This is a genomic window from Ruegeria sp. F5, from assembly GCF_056533845.1.
The window spans coordinates 1-19234 of record NZ_JBQFOU010000012.1; the positions used below are offsets into that span (position 1 = coordinate 1).

Consider the following 19234-nt stretch of genomic DNA (forward strand, 5'->3'; position numbering starts at 1 on the left):
ACCGAAACCTCGTCTGCACATGCCCCCCGATGTCAGAATACGAAGACGCCGCAGAGTAAATCACAAAAACCCCGCCCGACATCGGGCGGGGTTTTTTCTTAGGGCTTGAACCCTTCGGGCACGCCGAAGGGCGGCCTGTCGATGCTGGTGCCGGTCAGGGCATGCAAAAACGCCACAAGGGCGTCGATTTCAGTGTCCGACAAGTCCAGCGGCGCGATATCGATCTTGCGCCGCTGACGCTGCATTTCGAACCGGTCATCCCACACCACGAAATCCGCCTTTTGCAACCACGAAACCTTCGGCAGCGCTGCCATATCACGGGTCCAGTGCGACAGGCTGCGTTCGGGGTTCAGGTGGTGGCGGATGATGCTGTCGAGGTCGGGAAAGGCCCCATTATGACCGTAAGGCGCGGTCAGGGCGACGTTGCGCAGCATCGGGGTGCGGAAGCGATAGGCGTCTTCTATCCGGTCGCTTTCACCCATGCGGCCAACATCGCGCACATAGGGGTCCCATTGGCGGGTGCGACCGGGGCCGAACGGGGGCAGGGCCAAAGCATGAAACTGCTGATCCGACATCAGCGGGCCGGAATGGCATGAGGCGCAGTTTGCCTTGCCGTAGAACAGGTCCATGCCGTCTTTCTGCTGCGCCGTTAGCGCGCTTTTGTCGCCCGCAAGGTATTGATCAAACGGGCTGTCGGTGCTGCGCCACTCGACGGCCATGAAGGCGGCCAGAGCATTGGCGATCTGGGTGATCGTGATGTCTTTGGCCGTTTCGATCTCATCGAAGGCTTCGACCATCGGGGGGCCGTAACGCGGATCGGTGCGGACGCGTTTGGCCAGAATGGGCCAGCCAAGATCGATCCGGTCAGCTACGGCACCGGTCACCTGATTTTCGCCGACATTTCCGGCCATCTCGAACTGCGAGGTCAGGGGAAACAGGGCCTGCGCGGCCAGCAGCGAATTCAAACCCTCGGGCAACCATTCCTGCGCTGGCGAATTGAAGCCGTTGCCATAAACATCCGATATACTCAGTCGACCATCATGGAAGACGGTATGAAGGTCGCGCGCGCCAAGGTTCCACAACCCCGGCGAATTGCGCGGGATGCGTTTGCGGATTTTGTCGGCTCCAACGCCGGGCGTGCGCTCCGGCCCCAGCCCTTGGCCACCTTCGCCGATGCCCAGCGATAACCCGTCGGACGTACCTAAATCGGGGTGGTGGCAATGGGCGCAGGCGATGTTCCGATTGCCCGACAGGATGGGATCGTAAAACAGTTGATGACCGATGGCGGCCTGTTCCCTATCAAAGGGGATAAAGTCATCATCGGTCAGCGGGCGCGGCAGGTCCTGCGCCGCCGCCGCGCCGACGAAAAGGAAAACGACCCCATGCGCCAGCTTGTATTTGCCCTTTGGCTTGTTGCGACCCCGGCGCAGGCCGAGTTGGAACAGGCCCGCGATTTGATGGAGGCGGGCGAATTCGAGGCTGCGCGCGAGGAGTTGCTGCCAGCCGCGCGGTCGGGCAATGCCGAGGCCGAGGAGTTGATCGGCGTGATGTACGGGCTGGGCCTCGGGGTCGCGCAGGACTATGAGCGAGCGTTCGAATGGTATCTGCGCGCCTCGATGAAGGGCCATCCGGGGGCGCAGTCCGGTGTCGGCTGGTACTATGAGCTGGGTCTGGGCATGCCCGCGCCCGATCTGGTGCGGGCTTACATGTGGTACACGCTCAGCGCCATTGGCGGCGACCCCGACGCGGCGATCAGCCTTGAGGAAGTGATCAGGAAAATGTCGCCGGAGCAGATCGAAAGGGCGCATGTTCTGGTCAACGACTACAAAGGGTGGATGTACCCGTTTCGCTAAGGGCCGGACGCAACGCCCGGCCCTGCCTGGTTAGTTGAGGTCTGCGTCACGCGCGGCGTTGACCTCGGCCTCGGCTGCGGCCACAGCCTCGGTCAGCGCGGCGAATATTTCATCTCCGCGGGCCACGTTGGACTGGAACCACTCGTAGACCGGTGTCGCGGCCTCTTTGAAGGCCGCTTTCTGCTCGGGCGTCGGCACATAAAGATCACCGCCGCCGGCGACGAAATCCTCATAGGCCTGAATCGCTTTGCGCTTGGGTGAGGCAAAGGTCGCTTGCTGCAGCGCATAGAACCCGTCCACCACGACGCGGCGCAGGTCCTCGGGCAGTTCCTGGAACTTGGCGTTGTTCATCCACCACATGGCGCCCATATAGGCATGCCCGTCCAGCGTCAGATACTGAAGACCTGCATCCGGGAACTTCATGCCCATGATGTCGGTGATGCCGTTCTTGGACCCTTCGACCACACCGGTCTGGAAGCTGGTGAACAGTTCCGGCCACGGGATCGGGGTTGGGGATGCGCCCAAGGCCTTGACCAGTTCCTGCGGCAGGTCGGCAACCACGGTGCGGATTTTCAGCCCTTCCATGTCGGCAGGCTCGGCGATGCGGCGCTGCGTGTTGGCGAAGTTGCGCCAGCCGCCGGTGTTGCCGATGGTCATCAGGCGGATCGCACCGCCGGAATCTTCCAGCGCCATGTCCCGCATCTTGCGGGTGAAGTCGCCCGTCAGGACCTGTTCGGCGATGCGGTCATCGGCCATCAGGTAAGGCAGGTCCAGAACCTGCACGTAGGGGAAGATGCCCGACGCGCCGCTGGAGGTTGAGATGAAGATGTCAATGGTGCCATCGGCCACGCCCTGCAGACACTCGGCCCCGTTCGAGCACAGCTGCGTGCCGATGAACAGCTCCACCTCGATCGCGCCGTTCGAAGCGGCCTCGACATAGTTCTTGAACACGATCAGGCCGTCATAATCCTCGTCGTTTTCGTTCGAGTTTGCGGTGGCCCGCAGCGTGTAATCGGCGGCTGCGGCGGCCATGGCGGACGCGGCCACCAGCGACGTGGCCACCGCTGCGGTTTTGATGAAATCTCTGAGCATGCGTTTCCTCCCTGTGATACTCAGTTCAGTTTGCAAATCCCGTTATCCTCGGGATCGTCATGGATAGTGCGGGGACATAGGTGATCAGGAAGATCACCAGAATTTCGACAGCCAGAAACGGCAGGATCGCCTTGGCAATGGTTTCCACCTTCTCGCGCGACACGGCGGCGGCCACGAACAGCACCAGCCCCATGGGCGGTGTGGCTAGGCCGACGGTCAGGTTAACGCTCATGATAATGGCGAAATGGATCGGGTCCACGCCGAGGCTGGTGAAAATCGGCGCAAGGATCGGGCCAAGGATTATGATCGCGGGGCCCGCGTCCAGGAACATGCCGACGATGAACAGCAGCAGGTTGATCAGGAACAGCAGGATCAGCGGATTTTCCGACAGGCTGAGGATCAGCGAGGCCAGCTGTTCCGGCGCGTGGCTGAGGCTGACCACCGTCTTGAACGCCATCGCCGCGCCGACCAGCAGCAGGACAACCGCCGAGGTGAGCCCGGCATTGCTGAGAATCTCGGGCACCTCTTTCAGGGTCAGCGTCCGCAGAACAAAGAAGCCGATGATGAAGGCGTAACCCACGGCGACGGCGGCGGCTTCGGTCGGGGTGAAGATGCCGCCCAGAATGCCGCCCAGAATGATTACCGGGGTCAGCAGGGGAAAGAACGCCTTGAGGCTGGCCTGACGGCGCTCGCCCCATGTGTATTTGCGGCTGGCGACGGGAAAGTCGTATTTGTCGGCCATGACCTTGATCATCAGCATCAAGCCGACGCCCACCATCACACCCGGCACGATCCCCGCAAGGAACAACGCGGCGACGCTTTCGCCCATCACATAGGCGTAGATGATCATGATGCCCGAGGGCGGGATGATCGGCCCGATCACCGAACTGGCGGCAGTGATCGCGGCGGCGAATTTGCGGGTATAGCCCTGTTTCTCCATCGCCGGGATCAGCATCGACCCCAGCGCCGAGGTGTCGGCGACCGCGGACCCGGAAAGCCCCGCGAACAGGATGGAACTCAGCACGTTCACATGCGCCAGACCGCCCCGGAAATGACCCATCAGGGCCTGAGAGAACTCGACCAGACGGATGGTGATGCCGCCGCGATTCATCAGCTCTCCGGCCAGCATGAAGAAGGGGATCGCCATCAGCGGAAAGCTGTCCATGCCGTTATAGACGTTCCGGTACAGCAGCGTGATGTCGTTGGTCTGGCCGTTCAGCCACAGCAGAATACCGGGCGCGGCCAGAAGCGCGAAGAAGACCGGCAGGCCGATCATCAGGAAGACAAGAAAGGTGGGCAGGAACCAGATCAGCATCTATTCAGCCCCCACCGGTGCGTCTGCGATTTCCGGCAGCAGGTCGCCGCCGCCCATCAGGGTGACGATGGCGCGCAGGATCAGCTCGATATTGACGGAAATCAGCAGGATCACCCCGACCAGCAAGGACGCCATCATCCAACTGCGCGGGATGCGGTACCATTCGTCAAACCCGAACGAGGTGGGGATATAGAGCGCAGCGGTGGCGAACCGGCCGCCAAATCCCGTAACCTCGGACCAGCCGATATTAACCGCGACCAGCAGCACGGCCAACGAAACGAACAGTAAAAACAGCATCAGCAATTGACCAACCACGCGCGGCAGCATCATCGGCACCGTATCGATGGCCACAAATCCGCCGCGCCGGAACGCGGTGGGGGCCATCAGGCCGGTCATCCACAGCATGCAGAACCGCGCGGCCTCGTCCGGCCAGGGCAGGGCGTTGCCCAGAACGTATCGGAAGAACACCTGAATCAGGATTGCGATCACCATCAATGCAATCGCAACGACACCAACCGCGCGGCCAAAACGCAGCACGGTTTCGTTCACGAATGCAATCGGCGCGAGCGCCGACGCCAGTCCGCTCATGCGGATCCTCCCTTGTTCAGCCGCAGGTTTGGCCCGCGGTCGTCATATCGCGCTTAGGCTTTCGCGAATTGGCCGAGTTTTCCGGCATAGAAGGTCAGCGCGTCTCCGTCCGCCATGCTGACCTTGAGCACTTTGCCCACCACGATCACGTGATCGCCTGCATCGTGATAGGCGTGCTGCTCGCATTCGAACCGCGCCAGACAATCCGGCAGCAGCGGTGTTCCGTTGCCGCAGCGGTCATGGGCGATGTCCCGCAGCGCAAACGCGTCTTTCGAGCAGCCAAAACACAGTTCGGCCTGTTCCGAGGATAACACGTGAACGGTGAAATGACGCGCCTTGTGGAAATAGGGGAAGCGGCGCGAATTGCGGTCGCCCGCCCACATGATCAGAGCCGGGTCCAGCGACAGGGACGAAAAGCTGTTGGCAGTGATGCAGACCGGGCCGTCTTCGCTGTTGCAGGTGACGATGGTGACGCCGGTGGCAAAGCGGCCAAAGGCGTCGCGCAGGCTGCGGGTGTCGTCCTTATGCGGGACGAACGTGTGGCTTATGTCCTTTGAGATTGCGTTCATCATGGTACCTCATGCCCCAGCGCCGCCTCGTACAGGCGGAACCAGCTTTCGCGATCCAGGTTGACGTTCAGAGCGTCCGAGATGCCCTTGATCCGGTCCAGGGTGTTGGTGCCCAGAACCGGCAGAATGCCTGCCGGATGCGCCAGCAGAAAGGCCACGGCGACAGCGGCGCGGTCGGTGCCGAATTCAGCGGCGATCTCATCCGCCACGACGCCGACCGGCGGGCTGCCCGCCATCAGCGCGCCCCCACCCAAGGGTGACCAGGCCATGACCGGGTGGCCGTGCTGCTGGTGAAAGGCCAGATCGCCGTTGGTAAACGGAGTGATCTCGGCCAGCGAAATCTCGATCTGGTTTGTCACCAGCGGGGTCTTCATCGCCGATTGCAGCAGCGTCCAGTCCCACGGGCGGAAGTTCGACACGCCGACCGCGCGCACCTTGCCGCTGGCCACGACCTCGTCCAGTGCCGCGCCGGTTTCATGGTGATCCATGAACGGATCGGGGCGGTGGATCAGCAGCAGGTCGATATGGTCGATGGCCATCTCGGTCAGGGATGTCTCGACCGAGTGCAGAATGTGCGCGCGCGAGGTGTCGTAATATTTGACCTTCACGTCCGAATAGCGGCCACAGGGCGCGACGATGTCACATTTGGTGACGATCTCCATCTTCGCGCGCAAGCCGGGATTGGCGCGCAGGGCGTTGCCCAGAACCGCCTCGGCCCCGTAATCGCCATAGATATCGGCCTGATCGAATGTGGTGATGCCCTGATCCAGACAGGCCTGTATCTTGGCCTCGACATGGCTTGCCGAGGTGTCGCTGTCATCGCCCAGCCGCCACATGCCGTAAACAAGGCGGCTCAATTCAAGCGTGTCGTTCAGTTTCACGCGTTGCATCAGCGGCGCTCTCCGTTGCCCAGCGGGGTGGCCGGGGTCGTCTTTGGCACGCGCCCGTATTCTTCGGGCAGCGAGCAGGTTTTCAGGTTGGGCAGGACGCGCGCGCCGAAATGCCTGGCCTCGTCCATGTGCGGATAGCCCGAGAAGATGAAGGCGCGGATGCCCATCTTCTGGTAGTCCTCGATCTTGCTCATGACCTGATCGGTCGAGCCGACCAGCGCGGCGCCACAGCCCGACCGCGCCCGGCCCACACCGGTCCAGAGGCCCGGTTCGACATAGCCATATTCATCCGCCAGATCGCGGTTCTTGGCCTGATGCGCCACACCCAGCGAGGTCGCATCCAGCGCCCGCTCCCGGATTGCGCGGCCATATTCGTCATCCAGTTTGGAAACGATGTAGTCGGCATATTCCTGCGCCTCAGCCTCGGTATCGCGGACGATCATGTGCACGCGCAGGCCGTAATCCAGCGTGCGGTTGTAATTCTCGGCCACCGCGTGCACCGCCTTCATCCGTCCGGCCAACTGGTCCTTGGTTTCGGGCCACATCAGGTAGACATCGCAATGCTCGCCGCACAGTTCCAGCGCCGACGGAGAATAGCCGCCGAAGTAGAGCAGCGGCCCGCCAGTTTGATAAGGTCGTGCCGGGTCGGTGGTCAGGCCCGAGAAGGTATAAACCTCGCCGAAATGGTTGATCTCGTCCTGCGTCCAGGCCTGTTTCAGAATCTCGACCACCTCGCGCGAGCGCTGGTAGCGGAACGCGCTGTCGGCCTTTTCGCCGGGGAAGTCGGACGAGATGATGTTGACCGTCAGCCGCCCCTTCAGCATGTGATCCAGCGTGGCAATGGTGCGGGCCAGCATGATCGGCTGCATCTCGCCGCAGCGCACGGCGGCCAGCAGGTTGATCCGGTCGGTGATCGGCGCGCAGCCGGCGACAAAGCTCAGCGTGTCCTGACCGACCTGATAGGAGGATGGGCACAGGATGTTGCGAAACCCCTGCGCCTCGGCCTCGCGCACGATGCCGGAACAGTGGTCCCAGCTGGAGCGCAGATCGCCATCCGGCACGCCCAGAAACTGATAATCGTCCGAGCACAGCGCCGCGAACCAGGACACTTCGGCCGCATCCAGATCGGGGGATGTGATGGGGACGATGGTCATTTGATTCGTTCTCCGTGCATCTTTTAACTTTCCTCTTGCGTAGCAATCACTTTGATGTAGATCAATAGTGTATCAATTTTTCCTGCGACTCAGTGAAGCGCAATTCCGATGGCAATGACGCACCGCAACCCCAACGCCCTGCCGATCTATGTCCAGATCGCCGAGCTTCTGATCCGCGACATTGCAGCCGGTCGGCTGATCGATGGCGAGCGTTTGCCGCCTGAACGGGACATGGCGGCGAACCTGAAGGTCTCGGTCGGGACGTTGCGAAAATCGCTTGCCGAGCTTGAGAAAAAAGGGATGTTGGAGCGGATTCAGGGCTCGGGGAACTACATTCGCGAGACCGGAACGCAGAACAGCGTCTATGCCATGTTCCGGCTGGAACTGCCCGAGGGCGGCGGCCTGCCGCGGGCCGATATCCTGTCGGTGGATCACTTGGAAAAGCCCGCCGACTTGCCGGAATTCGGCACCTCGGACCGGGGATCGCGGGTGCGGCGGATGCGCTACCTGAATGACACAATCATCGCGGTCGAGGAAATCTGGCTGGACGCTTCCGCCGGAAAGGTCGATCGGGCGCTGCTGTCGGATTCGCTCTATCGCTATTACCAGCAGCAGCTCGGGTTCTGGATAACACGGGCCGAGGACCGGGTGTCGGTCCGCGCGTTGCCCAACTGGACCCCGCCCGGTTTCACCAAACCCGCCGGGGACCCGGCCGGGTATATCGAGCGGTTCAGCTGGTCCGAGGGGACAGAGCCGGTCGAGTTTTCCAAAACATGGTTCGACCCGGATCGGGCCACCTATGTCCAACGTCTGAAATAAAAGGAAACGCGCATGACCCGGACCATCCATTACGGGCTGATCGGATGCGGCATGATGGGGCAGGAACATCTGCACAACATCGCCTTGCTCGAGGGCACGCGGGTCTCGGCAATCTACGAGCCCGATGCCGGGATGGCCGAGACCGCGCAGGCGATTGCGCCTGAGGCGCGGATGGTCTCGTCGCTCAAAGACCTGCTGGCCGTCGAGGACCTGGACTGTATCGTGATCGCCAGCCCCAATCACCTGCATGTGGATCAGATCGACCACATCGCCCGCACACGGCCTTTGCCCTTGCTGGTGGAAAAGCCGCTGTTCACCGACCCGGCGGATGCGGCGCGGCTGGACGCAATTCAGCGCGGCTACCCCCATCCGATCTGGGTGGCGATGGAATACCGCTATATGCCGCCCATCGCCGCCCTGATCGATCAGGCGCAGGTGACGGGCGGGGTGAAGATGCTGTCGATCCGCGAACACCGCTTTCCGTTTCTGCAAAAGGTCGGCAACTGGAACCGGTTCAACCGCAACACCGGCGGGACCTTTGTTGAAAAATGCTGCCATTTCTTCGACCTCATGCGCCTGATCCTGCAATCGGACCCGGTGCGGGTCACCGCCAGCGGCGGGCAGGCGGTCAATCATCTGGATGAAGCCTACGGCGGTCAGGTGCCCGACATTCTGGACCACGGCTATGTCACGGTCGATTTCGCTTCGGGCGCGCGGGCGATGCTGGAACTGTGCATGTTCGCGGAAGGATCGCGCTATCAGGAGGAAATCTCGGCCATCGGCCCGAACGCCAAGATCGAGGCGCTGGTACCCGGACCGGGCCGGTTCTGGCCCGATCATCTGGGCGACGCGCCGGTGCCGCAACTGATCGTCAGCCCGCGCGACCCGAAAGGGCCGGTGTCCAGGGATATCCCCGTCGATCCGCAGCTTTTGGCGGCGGGGGATCACAATGGCTCGACCTTTTATCAGCATCAGGGGTTTCTGGCCGTTCTGCGGGGCGAGAGGCCCGCGCCCGAGGTGACGTTGCAGGATGGCATCTGGGCCGTGCGCATGGGATTGGCGGCGCAAGAAGCGCTGGAGACCGGCGAAGCGGTTCGATTCTCCGGCTAGATTACTCGGCGGCCTCTTTTTGCTGCGCGGATGCCAGCAATGCGGCCAGTTCCGGGCGGCACGATCCGCAATTGGTTCCGGCCTGCAACGCCTCGCCTATGGCCTCGACGCTGAGCAGCCCTTTGGTTTCGATTGCGGTCAGGATGGTGTTCACACCCACATCGAAACACGAACACAGGACCGGGCCGGGATCGGGCATGTCCGCGGGCGCGCGGCCTGACAGCAGATCGGGGCCCTGCGGCAGCGTCGCCAGATAGTCGCGCATCACCGCTACGGGCTCGGGCGAGACAAAGAGGGCGGCGACCAGCCGTCCGTTGTCGCGAAAGGCCAGCCGGGCCATGCCGCGCGCCGGGTCCTCGAGGGCGCTGATTTCGGCATCCGGCAGTCCAAACAGATCGCGCGCCGCCGCCTGCCAGTTTTTGACCGCGTCCACCCCGGCCAGTTCCGCCCGGTAGCCGGATTTGGTGGGTGTCTGCGCCCAGTAGTCGCAGGTGGGCGTCATCTCGCGATCCGATACCGCGAACCCGTACCATTTGGCGTTGAAGCGGGTCACGCTCACCACCGAGGCCTTGCTCTCCGGCTGGCCCGAGACGGGGTCCGTCGCAGCGGCAACCACGGCATCGATACGCGCAGAGGGGGCGGTTTCTCCGGTCCAGTGGATCGGGGCAAAGACCTGACCCTTGGTGACATCGCTGGTGATCCGAGCGCGCAGGATCGCATTGCCATACGGGCTGGAGACCTTGACCAGATCAGCGGGGCTTATGTGGGCCGTGCGCGCGTCTTCGGGGTGGATGTCCAGAAACGGCTCGGGCAGATGGGCGGACAGGCGCGCCGACAGTCCGGTGCGGGTCATCGTGTGCCACTGATCGCGCAGCCGTCCGGTGTTCAGCCAGAACGGAAAGCGCGGTCCGGTTTTCGCGGCGGGTGGCCGCCATTTGACCGGCAACAGCCGCGCCTTGCAGTCCGGGTGGTAGAACTGCCCATCCGCAAAAAAGCGCCCGCCCTGCCGGGTTGCGGTGACGGGCCAGCGGGTAGGTTCCAGATTTTCGTAACCGGCGGCATTCAGATCAGCCAAACCGGAGATATCGAAATCCCGCCCGAACTTTGCGGCCACACCGGACAGGGCGGCGTATTCGTGGAAAATCTCGCCGGGCGATTGGTAGTCGAAGGCGGATGCCCAGCCCATCCGCCGCCCGACCTCGGCCAGAATCGCCCAGTCCGCGCGGGCCCGCCCCGGAGGGGGCAATACCGCGCGCTGGCGGCTGATGGTGCGGTCGGAATTGGTGACGGTGCCGTCTTTCTCGGCCCACCCGGCGGCGGGCAGCAGCACGTCCGCCAACCGCGCCGTATCGGTGCGGGCGGTGATGTCCGAGACAACGGTGAACGGGCAGGCGGCGATGGCGTTGCGCACGGCGTCGGCCTCGGGCATCGAGACTGCGGGGTTGGTGTGGATCACCCACAGCGCCTTGATCCGCCCGTCTCCGACAGCGCGGAACATGTCTACCGCTTTCAGGCCAGGGGCTTCGGGCATCGCGGGGGCCGACCAGAAATCGCGCACCGCGGCGCGGTGGTCGGCGTTCTCGATATCCAGATGGCAGGCGAGCATATTGGCCAGCCCGCCAACCTCGCGCCCGCCCATGGCGTTGGGCTGGCCGGTGACCGACAGCGGCCCGCAGCCCGGTTTGCCAATGCGCCCGGTGGCCAGATGGCAGTTCAGGATCGCGTTGACCTTGTCGCTGCCCGAGGTCGACTGGTTCACGCCCTGACTGAAGATCGTCACGACCTTTTTGGTGCCTATCCACATCTCGCAGAAGGCGGCGATATCGTCCGGGTTCAGGCCCGTGACCGAAACATCATCGGTTTTTGCGCTTTCCAGCGCGTCGGAGAAGCCGTTTGTGTGGGTGAGGTATTCCGCATCCACCAGCCCGGCGGTCTCGATCCGGGTCAGCAGGTGGTTGAACAGCGCCAAATCGCTGCCCGCCGCCAGCGGCAGGTGCAGATCGGCGCGGTCGCAGGAGGCGGTGCGGCGCGGGTCGATCACGATGATCTTTTTCCCGCGCGCCTGCCGCGCGGCCATCAGGCGTTGGTACAGAACCGGATGGCACCAGGCCAGGTTTGAGCCAACCAGAACCACCAGATCGGCTTGGTCCAGATCCTCGTAGGTGCCCGGCACGGTGTCGGTACCGAACGCGCGCTTGTGGCCCGCGACGGTCGAGGCCATGCAAAGCCTTGAATTCGTGTCGATATTGGCCGAACCGATGAAGCCCTTCATCAGCTTGTTGGCGACATAGTAATCCTCGGTCAGCAACTGCCCCGAGACGTAGAAGGCCACCGAATCCGGCCCGTGTTTGGCGATGGTTGCGCGGAACCGATCCGCGACCAGTTGGAGGGCATCGTCCCAGCCAGTCTCTACGCCGGAAACCACGGGCGCCAGCAGCCGCTGCGACAGGCCCACGGTTTCGGCCAATGCCGACCCTTTGGAACACAGCCGCCCTTGATTGGCCGGGTGATCGGGATCGCCAGTGACGGTCAGGCCACCCGCGCCGTCCGGTGTCAGCAGAACACCGCAGCCAACCCCGCAATAGGGGCAGGTCGAGCGGGTGGCGCAGGCGGTCAGGTCTTTCACGCGGCGCTCCTTTGCCCCAGCGAGGTGCTGTCCAGCAGGATGCGTTCGCCGTCCAGCTGCACCGGATAGGTGGCGATCCGGCCCTCATCCGCGCCCTGCGCCTGACCGGAATTCAGGTCGAACACCCAATTGTGCAGCGGACAGGTGACGGATTGGCCATGCACGATCCCTTCTGAAAGCGGCCCGCCCTTGTGCGGGCAGCGGTCCGAGGCGGCAAAGACTTCATCCTCGGAGGTCCGAAACAGAGCGATGCAGCCCACCGGCGTTTTCACCACCCGCGCGCCGCGCAGGGGGATGTCGTCGATATGTCCGATGTCGATCCAGCTCATTCTGCGGCCTCCAGTGTCAGATCGGCCAGCGGCGCAAAACGCGGGGCCTCTTTGGCCTGCTCGGCCCATGGGTCTTTGCGATAGATGGATTGGCTGAGTTCAAAGCGTTCAACCAGCGCCCGGCGGTTGTCCAGATCGTCCACCACGGTCCGCTTGATCCAGTCGAGGCCGACCTTCCCCATCCATTTATACAGACGGTCCAGATACTTGCCGCCCTCGCGATAGGCCTGGGTGACGGCCATCACGACCTCGATGGCTTCGTCCTCGGTTGGCACCTGCACCAGCAGTTCGGTTTCCTTGACATCCATGCCCGCTGCGCCGCCGATGCTGATCTGAAAGCCCGAATCCACGCAGACCACGCCAATATCCTTGCAGGTCGCCTCGGCACAGTTGCGCGGGCAGCCCGAGACCGCCAGCTTCAGCTTGTGCGGGGTCCACGAGCCCCAGAGGATTTTTTCCAGCTTCACGCCAAGACCGGTGCTGTCCTGCGTGCCGAACCGGCAATGATCGGTGCCGACGCAGGTTTTGACCGTGCGCAGACCCTTGGAATAGGCGTGCCCCGAGACCAGCCCGGCCTTGTTCAGATCGGACCAGATATAGGGCAGGTCAGCCCCCTTCACGCCCAGCAGGTCGATCCTCTGACCGCCGGTGACCTTGACCGTGGGCACATCGTATTTCTCGGCCGCGTCGGCAATGGCGCGCAACTCCGTCGGGTTGGTGATGCCGCCCCACATGCGGGGCACGACGCTGAACGTGCCGTCCTTCTGGATGTTGGCGTGTTTGCGTTCGTTGACGAAACGGCTTTGCGGATCGTCCTGATATTCAACCGGCCAGTCGGCCAGCAGATAGTAGTTCACCGCCGGGCGGCAGACATGACAGCCGTTCAGGGTTTTCCAGCCCAGTTCCTGCCAGACGGCCTCCTGACTTTTCAGTTCCTGCGATTTGATCAGGCGGCGCACGTCCTCGTGGGTCAGGTCGCAGCAACCGCAGATCGGTTGCGCTGTAGGCATCTGGAAGTCATCGCCCAGCGTGACCTGCAGCAGTTGCTCGACCAGCCCGGTGCAGGTTCCGCAGGAGGCGCTGGCCTTGGTGGTTGCGCGGATCGCGCCCAGGTCGGTTGCACTGCCTTCGATGGCTGCGGTGATGTCGGATTTGCACACGCCGTTGCAGCCACAGATTTCCGCCTCAGGCGGCAATGCTGCAACGGCTGAGAGAGGGTCCGCAGAACCGCCCCCCTGATAGGCCGGGCCGAAGATCAGCGTTTCGCGCATGTCCGAGACATCCTCGCCGTCGCGGATCAGGCCGAAGAACCAGTTGCCGTCGCCAGTGTCGCCATACATGACCGCGCCGACCAGCCTGTCGCCTTCCAGCACCAGCCGTTTGTAGACGCCACGGGCGGGGTCGCGGAAGACAATGTCCTCGCGGGTCTCTCCCTCGGCGAAGTCGCCTGCACTGAACAGGTCACAGCCGGTGACCTTCAGCTTGGTCGACAGCGAGCGCTGCTTGAACGCGGCAGGTTCGCCCAGCAGGGTCTGTGCCAGCACTTTCGCCTGATCATAAAGCGGCGCAACAAGGCCAAACACCTCACCCTGATGTTCGACACATTCGCCAACGGCAAAGATATCGGCGTCTGAGGTGATCATCTGATCGTCCACATGGATGCCGCGCCCGACGGCAAGCCCCGTGTCCTGTGCCAATGCGGTGTTGGGGCGGATGCCCACAGCCATCACCAACAGGTCGCAGGGCAGTTCAGTACCATCGTCCAGCAGCAGCGCACGGGCCTTGCCAGCCTTGCCCACGATCTCGGTCGATTTGGCATTCAGCAGGACGGTGATGCCTTTTTCTTCCAGCGATTTCTTCAGCAGGTAACCGGCGGCAGGGTCCAGCTGACGTTCCATCAGGTGGCCCATGATGTGCACCACGGTCACATCGGCCCCGCGCGCGGCCATGCCTGCGGCGGCTTCGAGCCCCAGCAAACCGCCGCCGATCACGACGACCTTGCTGCCCGCGTCCATGCGCATCATCCGTTCGGTATCTTCCAGATCGCGATAGGCGATCACGCCGTCCAGATCATGGCCCGGCATCGGGATCATGAAGGGGTTGGACCCGGTGCCGAAGATCAGCTTGTCATAGGGGACATGACCGTTTTCGCCCTCGACCACTTTCAGCTCGCGGTCGATCTTGACCACTTTCTCTCCAAACCGGCAGGTGATGCCACGCGCGGCATACCAGGCGGCGTCATGGGTGATGATCTCTTCATAAGTCTGATCCCCGGCCAGAACCGGGCTCAGCATGATGCGGTTGTAATTCCCGCGCGGCTCGGCGTTGAACAGGGTGATGTCGAACGCATCGGGGGCGGCGTCGGTCAGGTGTTCCAGCACCCGGCCCGAGGCCATACCGGCACCGATGACCACAAGTCTTTGTTTCATATCAGGTCACTCCGCAGCAATGGCTTTGGGGGAAGGGGTTTTGGGCTTGGGTTTGGCGCCATGCTCGTATTCCTCGAGGAAATCCAACACCTCTTGCCGGTAGGCGTAGTAGTCGGGATGGGCCAGCAGCGCCTTGCGGCTGCGCGGGCGCGGCAGGTCGACATGGGTGATTTTGCCGATCGTCGCCTGCGGGCCGTTGGTCATCATCACCACCCGGTCGGCCAGCAGGATCGCCTCATCCACGTCGTGGGTGACGCAGATGGTGGTCACTTTGGTGCGCGACCAGACCTCCATCAGCACTTCCTGCAATTCCCACCGGGTCAGGCTGTCGAGCATCCCGAAAGGTTCATCCAGCAGCAGCAGTTTCGGAGACAGCGCAAAGGCCCGCGCAATGCCAACCCGCTGGCGCATGCCGTTCGACATATCGGCGGCGGATTTGTCCATCGCGTCGGCCAGACCGACCCGTTCCAGATAGTATTCCACCACGTCCTGCCGTTCGGCCTGACTGGCGCGAGGGTAGACGCGGTCCACCCCGACCGAGACATTCTCTTTCGCGGTCAGCCACGGGAACAGCGAAGGCGACTGGAACACCACGGCGCGTTCCGGGTCGGCGCCTTCGATATGGCGGCCGTCCAGCTTGATCGCGCCTTTCGAGATGTCGTTCAGACCGGCGGCCATGGTCAGCACGGTGGACTTGCCGCAGCCCGAGTGGCCGATCAGCGAGATGAACTCGCCCCGGTTCAGTTTCAGGTTGAAATCCTCGACCACGGTCAGCGGGCCTTTGGGCGTGGGATAGACCTTGTGCAACTGGCTGAAATCGAGATAGCGCTCGTCGATCAGACCTGTCTGAGCCTCTTTCACCGCCGCCGGAACCCCGTGGATCGGTGTCACGTCCGGCAGGGTACGGGTGCCTTCGACCCGGGCCTCGATCCCCACATCCATCAGGTATTTCGTGACTTCACCGCGCAGGGTCTTGAACGTCTCGTCATGGTTCATCGCCGAGCGGTCGCGCGGGCGGGGGATTGCGACCCTGAACTCGGTCCCCAGCGTGCCATCCGGGTTCAGCGGGATGATGCGGTCGGCCAGCAGGATCGCCTCGTCCACGTCATTGGTGATCAGGACGCAGGTTTTGCGGTTCTCTTCCCAGATCCTTTCGATCTCTTCCGCCAGATTGCCACGGGTCAGCGCGTCCAGCGCCGACAGGGGTTCGTCCAGCAGCAGAACCTCGGGGTCCATTGCCAAGGCGCGGGCCACGTTCACCCGTTGCCGCATTCCGCCCGACAACTCAGCCGGGCGGCGGGTGGCGGCGTGGCTCAGGCCAACCATGCGGATGTAATGGGCAATCTTTTGCTCTTTTTCAGCCTTGGGCATCTTGGGAAAGACCGCATCCACGGCCAGCCGCACATTGCCCGTCACCGTCAGCCACGGCATCAAGGAGTAGTTCTGGAAGATAACCCCCCGTTCCGGCGCCGGGCCGGTGATCGAGGCGTCGCGGAAGGTGACGCTGCCCTTGGTGGGAAACTCGATCCCCGCCATCAGGTTGATCAGCGTGGTCTTGCCGGTGCCGGAAAAGCCCAGCAGCACCACGAACTCACCTTCCTGAACCGAGAGGTTGATGTCTTTCAGCACATCCGTCGCAGCGGTGCCGGTGCCGAAGGATTTGCTGACATTCTTGAAGTCGATCACAGCCATATCGGTCACCGGTTGTTCGAGAAGGTGAACAGGGATTGCAGCGCATACATCACGCGGTCCAGCAGGAAGCCGATGATGCCAATGGTGAAGACAGCCACCATGATCTTGGCCAGCGAACTGGAGGAGCCGTTCTGGAACTCATCCCAGACGAACTTGCCCAGACCGGGGTTCTGCGCCAGCATCTCAGCCGCGATCAGAACCATCCAGCCGACACCCAAACTCAGGCGCAGACCGGTGAAGATCAGCGGCAGGGCCGAGGGCAGCACCAGCTTGGTGATCTTGGTGTAGGTGTTCATTTTCAGAACCTTCGAGACGTTGACCAGATCCTTGTCGATCGATGCCACACCCAGAGAGGTGTTGATCAGCGTCGGCCACAGCGAACACAGCGTCACGGTGATGGCGGAAATCAGGAAGGATTTCGCGAACCAGCCGTCATTGGTGACGTACACGGCCGAGACGATCATGGTCACAATCGGCAGCCAGGCCAGCGGCGAGACCGGTTTGAAAATCTGGATCAGCGGGTTCAGCGCCGCATTTGCGGTGGGCGACAGGCCCGCCATGATGCCCAGCGGAACGGCCACGATGGTGGCGATCAGAAAGCCGAAAAAGACGGTTTTGATCGAGGTCCAGATCTGGTTGTAGTAACTCGGCGCGCCGGTATAGGCGACTTCCTTCACCTTTTCGGGCTGGCCTGCGTCGATGAACTTCTGGTTACGCTTTTCGACCATCGCCTCGAACTTGGCCTTCTTGGCGGCCTTGGCTTGTGCGTCTTCGTGCAGGCTGACGGCCTCGGCCCAGACCTGCGCCGGTCCGGGCACCGCACCCAGCGAGGTCTGCACCTTGGGGGCCAGCGTGCCCCACAGCAGCAGAAAGGCGCAGATGGCCAGCAGCGGCACGGCCAGCAGACGCCAGATTTCGCCCATCTGGGCGCGGGGGTTGTCGCCTGCGGTGGCCTTCAGAACAGGGGTGATCCAGGCCAGGCCCAGCACCTGAAACCATTTGTCGGCGGCGTTGATCCGGGTGAACAGGCGGGCGCGGCGGGCCTCGCGTTCGGCGTCCGTGGATAGCGTATCGTGGTCGATGGCTGTCATCTTGCGATCTCCTGAGCCGGCTTGATCCGGGCGGGTGGAATTCTGTATCGGGTGGGAAACCCCGGCCACGCAGGGCCGGGGAGAGGGACCTAGCCCTGCACTTCGGAGCCGATGACGACCTGCTCGCCTTTCAGGCCAATCGGCAGGCTTTGCAGATAGGCGTTGGGCTGGCGGGCGTCATAGGGAATGCCGTCGATGATATCCTCGGCGGGTGTCGGGGCCTTGTAGCCATCGCTGTCCCACGGGAAATCGGCCTTGTTCGCCAGACCTTCGTCCACAAGCATCTGTGCGGCGTCCAGATAGATGTCGGGGCGATAGACGGACTTGGCGACCTCATCGTACCACGCATCCGTCTGTGGCTCGGCGATTTGGCCCCAGCGGCGCATCTGGGTCAGGTACCAGATGGCGTCGGAATAGAACGGATAGGTCGCGTTGTAGCGGAAGAACACGTTGAAATCGGGCACCTCGCGCTTGTCGCCTTTTTCATATTCGAAGGTGCCGGTCATCGAGTTCGCGATCACGTCGTAATCGGCGCCCACATATTCCGGCTGGCTCAGGATTTCGACCGCGGCGGGGCGGTTGGCATTGTCATTCTCGTCCAGCCAGATGGCAGCGCGGATCAGCGCCTTGGTGACGGCGCGGGTGGTGTTGGGATATTCCTCGGCGAACTCGGCGGTGATGCCAAAGACTTTCTCGGGGTTGTTCTTCCACAGTTCATAATCGGTGATCACCGGCACGCCGATGCCCTTGAACACCGCCTGCTGGTTCCATGGCTCGCCGACGCAATAGCCATAGATCGTGCCTGCCTCCAGGGTCGCGGGCATCTGTGGCGGCGGGGTCACCGACAGGAACACATCCGCGCCGATCTGGCCGGTCACGTCTTCGGGGCTGTAATAGCCCGGATGCAGACCACCAGCCGCCAGCCAGTAGCGCAGTTCGTAATTGTGGGTCGAGACCGGAAAGACCATGCCCATGTTGAACGGCTTGCCTTCGGATTTGTACTTCTCGACCACCGGGGCCAGCGCCTCAGCGCTAATGGGATGCTGCGGGCGGCCATCGTCCAGTTTCGGGATGTTCGGCTTCATCTCTTCCCAGACCTCGTTCGACACGGTGATGCCATTGCCGTTCAGGTCCATCGAGAAGGGGGTGACGATATGCGCCTCGGTGCCATAGCCGATGGTCGCCGCCAGAGGCTGCCCGGCCAGCATATGCGCGCCATCCAGTTGGCCGTCGATCACGCCGTCCAGCAGAACCTTCCAGTTGGCCTGCGCTTCCAGTGTCACGAACAGGCCTTCATCCAGAAAATAGCCGTTCTCATAGGCCACCGCCAAAGGGGCCATGTCGGTCAGTTTGATGAACCCAAAGGTCAGCTCGTCCTTTTCCAGCTCCTGCGTCTCGGCAAGGGCCGGGCTGATCAGGGCGGTGGTGGCGACAAGGCCTGCAATCAATCGCGTCATGTGGGTCTGTCCCTTTCTTGGTCCCGGTCGATCCGGGAATGAAAAACAAAAAGCCGCTGCACGCTCTGACCGGAAGGAGGAGGTCAGAGAGTGAGCGGCTTTGCTCGGTCGTTCCCAGTCTTTGGGAGAATTTCGGGCGGCACACGCCATTGCGTGCCAACATCGACAGGGTGCAAAACGGCGCGGCTCGGATCAAGCGGTTTTGCTGCGGCGCGGCGTA

General features: G+C 62.7%; 16 protein-coding genes. 3 read left to right on the forward strand and 13 right to left on the reverse strand.

Annotated elements, in window-relative coordinates; translation table 11 throughout:
* Positions 1 to 98: 98 nt before the first annotated feature.
* Positions 99 to 1454 (reverse strand): cytochrome-c peroxidase, encoded by a 1356-nt coding sequence (locus ACR0K1_RS17245; protein WP_480615785.1) that lies wholly within the window; start codon positions 1452 to 1454, stop codon positions 99 to 101.
* On the opposite strand from ACR0K1_RS17245, the gene ACR0K1_RS17250 reads away from it, so the two are divergent.
* The gene (locus tag ACR0K1_RS17250) at positions 1383 to 1853 is read left to right on the forward strand and encodes a tetratricopeptide repeat protein (RefSeq protein WP_480615523.1); all 471 of its coding nucleotides are present in this window, start codon (positions 1383 to 1385) and stop codon (positions 1851 to 1853) included. The genes ACR0K1_RS17245 and ACR0K1_RS17250 overlap by 72 nt on opposite strands.
* Before the next feature lie 30 nt (positions 1854 to 1883).
* Here the strand turns inward: ACR0K1_RS17250 and ACR0K1_RS17255 are convergent, their stop codons facing one another.
* Genes ACR0K1_RS17255 through ACR0K1_RS17280 form a run of 6 tightly spaced genes read right to left on the reverse strand, consistent with a single transcriptional unit; the run spans position 1884 to position 7461 of the window.
* Positions 1884 to 2945, reverse strand: a complete 1062-nt coding sequence (locus ACR0K1_RS17255; protein WP_480615525.1) for a TRAP transporter substrate-binding protein — start codon at positions 2943 to 2945, stop codon at positions 1884 to 1886.
* Positions 2946 to 2970: 25 nt separating this feature from the next.
* Positions 2971 to 4260 (reverse strand): TRAP transporter large permease, encoded by a 1290-nt coding sequence (locus tag ACR0K1_RS17260; RefSeq protein WP_480615527.1) that lies wholly within the window; start codon positions 4258 to 4260, stop codon positions 2971 to 2973.
* Complete coding sequence (locus tag ACR0K1_RS17265; RefSeq protein ID WP_480851355.1) at positions 4261 to 4848, reverse strand: TRAP transporter small permease; 588 nt, start codon at positions 4846 to 4848, stop codon at positions 4261 to 4263.
* Positions 4849 to 4901: 53 nt separating this feature from the next.
* Complete coding sequence (locus tag ACR0K1_RS17270; RefSeq protein ID WP_480615531.1) at positions 4902 to 5417, reverse strand: flavin reductase family protein; 516 nt, start codon at positions 5415 to 5417, stop codon at positions 4902 to 4904.
* Positions 5417 to 6307 carry an aldo/keto reductase gene (locus tag ACR0K1_RS17275; RefSeq protein WP_480615533.1) on the reverse strand — a complete coding sequence of 297 codons (891 nt, stop codon included), beginning with the start codon at positions 6305 to 6307 and terminating at the stop codon, positions 5417 to 5419. Before ACR0K1_RS17275 ends, ACR0K1_RS17270 begins: the two co-directional genes overlap by 1 nt.
* Positions 6307 to 7461, reverse strand: a complete 1155-nt coding sequence (locus ACR0K1_RS17280; RefSeq protein WP_480615535.1) for an LLM class flavin-dependent oxidoreductase — start codon at positions 7459 to 7461, stop codon at positions 6307 to 6309. Before ACR0K1_RS17280 ends, ACR0K1_RS17275 begins: the two co-directional genes overlap by 1 nt.
* A gap of 108 nt (positions 7462 to 7569) precedes the next feature.
* On the opposite strand from ACR0K1_RS17280, the gene ACR0K1_RS17285 reads away from it, so the two are divergent.
* A complete protein-coding gene (locus tag ACR0K1_RS17285) occupies positions 7570 to 8280 on the forward strand; it encodes a GntR family transcriptional regulator (protein WP_480615537.1) in 711 nt (236 codons plus the stop codon).
* 12 nt (positions 8281 to 8292) lie between these two features.
* Entirely contained in the window at positions 8293 to 9390 is a 1098-nt protein-coding gene (locus ACR0K1_RS17290; RefSeq protein WP_480851356.1) for a Gfo/Idh/MocA family protein, read from the forward strand.
* Between the two features lies 1 nt (position 9391).
* Here ACR0K1_RS17290 and ACR0K1_RS17295 read toward each other — a convergent pair whose 3' ends face one another.
* From ACR0K1_RS17295 to ACR0K1_RS17320, 6 genes are all read right to left on the reverse strand, one after another.
* On the reverse strand, positions 9392 to 12016 hold the full coding sequence (locus ACR0K1_RS17295; RefSeq protein ID WP_480851357.1) for a molybdopterin-dependent oxidoreductase: 2625 nt from the start codon (positions 12014 to 12016) through the stop codon (positions 9392 to 9394).
* Entirely contained in the window at positions 12013 to 12345 is a 333-nt protein-coding gene (gene nirD / locus ACR0K1_RS17300; protein ID WP_480615543.1) for a nitrite reductase small subunit NirD, read from the reverse strand. Before nirD ends, ACR0K1_RS17295 begins: the two co-directional genes overlap by 4 nt.
* The gene (nirB, locus tag ACR0K1_RS17305) at positions 12342 to 14774 is read right to left on the reverse strand and encodes a nitrite reductase large subunit NirB (RefSeq protein WP_480851358.1); all 2433 of its coding nucleotides are present in this window, start codon (positions 14772 to 14774) and stop codon (positions 12342 to 12344) included. Before nirB ends, nirD begins: the two co-directional genes overlap by 4 nt.
* A 6-nt stretch (positions 14775 to 14780) precedes the next feature.
* Positions 14781 to 16466, reverse strand: a complete 1686-nt coding sequence (locus ACR0K1_RS17310) for an ABC transporter ATP-binding protein (RefSeq protein WP_480615547.1) — start codon at positions 16464 to 16466, stop codon at positions 14781 to 14783.
* 5 nt (positions 16467 to 16471) lie between these two features.
* On the reverse strand, positions 16472 to 17557 hold the full coding sequence (locus tag ACR0K1_RS17315) for an ABC transporter permease (RefSeq protein WP_480615549.1): 1086 nt from the start codon (positions 17555 to 17557) through the stop codon (positions 16472 to 16474).
* Between the two features lie 89 nt (positions 17558 to 17646).
* A complete protein-coding gene (locus ACR0K1_RS17320; RefSeq protein WP_480615551.1) occupies positions 17647 to 19014 on the reverse strand; it encodes a CmpA/NrtA family ABC transporter substrate-binding protein in 1368 nt (455 codons plus the stop codon).
* Positions 19015 to 19234 lie beyond the last annotated feature (220 nt).